This is a genomic window from Bathymodiolus azoricus thioautotrophic gill symbiont (assembly GCF_001298715.1).
Classification (GTDB): Bacteria; Pseudomonadota; Gammaproteobacteria; order PS1; family Pseudothioglobaceae; genus Thiodubiliella.
Window position 1 is genome coordinate 1 of the sequence record NZ_CDSC02000500.1, and the last position, 1,505, is coordinate 1,505.

At 35.0% G+C, this 1,505-nt stretch carries 1 protein-coding gene; it reads right to left on the reverse strand.

What is annotated here, in order from left to right; genetic code table 11:
• Positions 1-537: 537 nt before the first annotated feature.
• A complete protein-coding gene (locus tag BAZSYMA_RS09400; RefSeq protein ID WP_090718471.1) occupies positions 538-1,245 on the reverse strand; it encodes a hypothetical protein in 708 nt (235 codons plus the stop codon).
• Positions 1,246-1,505 lie beyond the last annotated feature (260 nt).

Here is a 1,505-nt window from a genome sequence, read left to right on the forward strand (position 1 = left end):
GATTGCTATGAGTCACAATCTTAAAACTGGGATGAATATTTTTAAAGAAATGCAGCGGTTAAAAAGGTTAAGGGGTTATTGCGTCCAATGAGTGGTAAAAGGATAAAAAGTAACAAAAAGCAAGAAAATAAATGCTAAAAGCGTAGATTTAAGGGGGGTTAGGTTTTATGAAAAAATGTGGAGAAATTTGGAAAATTTTTTAAAAAAATGGATGAAAGCGAATTAGGGGTAGAAATTATGAATTATTCAGAGATCTCTTTATATGTGTTTCATAAACTGCGCTAGTTTTTGTTTTTGGGAAGGCAACCTCTAGATTATTGTATACTACATTGAGTTTTTGAATCTGAATTTACATTATTTGATATCTCATCGTATATTCCTTCTGGAGAAGGGGGGCGATTTCTTATGCTAGCATCGGCGGTAGAGCTTGGCATTAAATCCCTAGCTCTAACAGTTACCTCGTTATCAGGTAGCATATTCCGTGTATTAACTTTAGAGTAAATACTTTCTACTTGATCTCCTATTTGATCTTCTAACTCATAATGGGGGTTTTACAGGTATTCTTCTAGGTGCGGATGTTAGCTCAATTGAGCCATCATTATATAGCGGACCAGCTACCCCATCATCATATATTGGGGTAGATGACGCATCATTATATACTGTTTCATCTGGGTCGTTATATAGTGGACCAGCTGCCCCATCATCATATACTGGGTCAACAGATGACACATATTCATATTCTACGGGAACCGGAGGTCTTGTGTTAGCGGGAGCAAGATATCCATCTTCAGATACGTCAATTGTATTTGTATTTGGAGTGTCACCCGACGAAACTGGTGGTCTTGACGAAACTGGTTGTTTAAGTATATAACGACCAACCGCCACACTTGAAACCATTACAGAAAGCACGGAAACAGGTACCGCCCAGTCAACTGTTGATAGCTTTGTATCGTCTCTTGGTGTAACGCACTGCAACCGCATTCCTTCTAACGCTAGTGGTTTTTCGCTAAAAGAGTTTTCTTCACGACCTTTGAAGAATATTCTTCCCTTAGGAATATAGGGGTCAAATTCATATCCTGCTTGACATTTACAAGTATTTAACTCAGTCCCATTTAAATATAAATAAATTGATGATTTGATTGCATATGAACTTTTGTCACTTGTTTTCATATTGCATTCTTCTCCTAGCACATTAAAACTACTGAGAAGCAACACACCTAAAACATATAATTGTATTGTTTTCATTTTTCTCTAATTATAAAATTAAATAAATTTAACGCCTCTAAAGTATCTTTAGAAACTATCTTCGCCTGCTTTATTCTACATAACTTTATGAGGTATAAATATTTTTTTAACTTTCATTTATCTCGTTCCTAAGCATAATCTTATGTAATGGTCTAACAATCTTAGACACAAAGATAGCCTTATAATACAAAATACAAGGAGGTCAATAATGACACAAATAATAAAATCTAGAAAAGAACGAGCTAACTTTACAATTGAAC

Bases quoted from the DNA above. Each gene is read 5' to 3' on its own strand.
- BAZSYMA_RS09400 (WP_090718471.1), bottom strand. From the start codon at position 1,245: ATGAAAACAATACAATTATATGTTTTAGGTGTGTTGCTTCTCAGTAGT.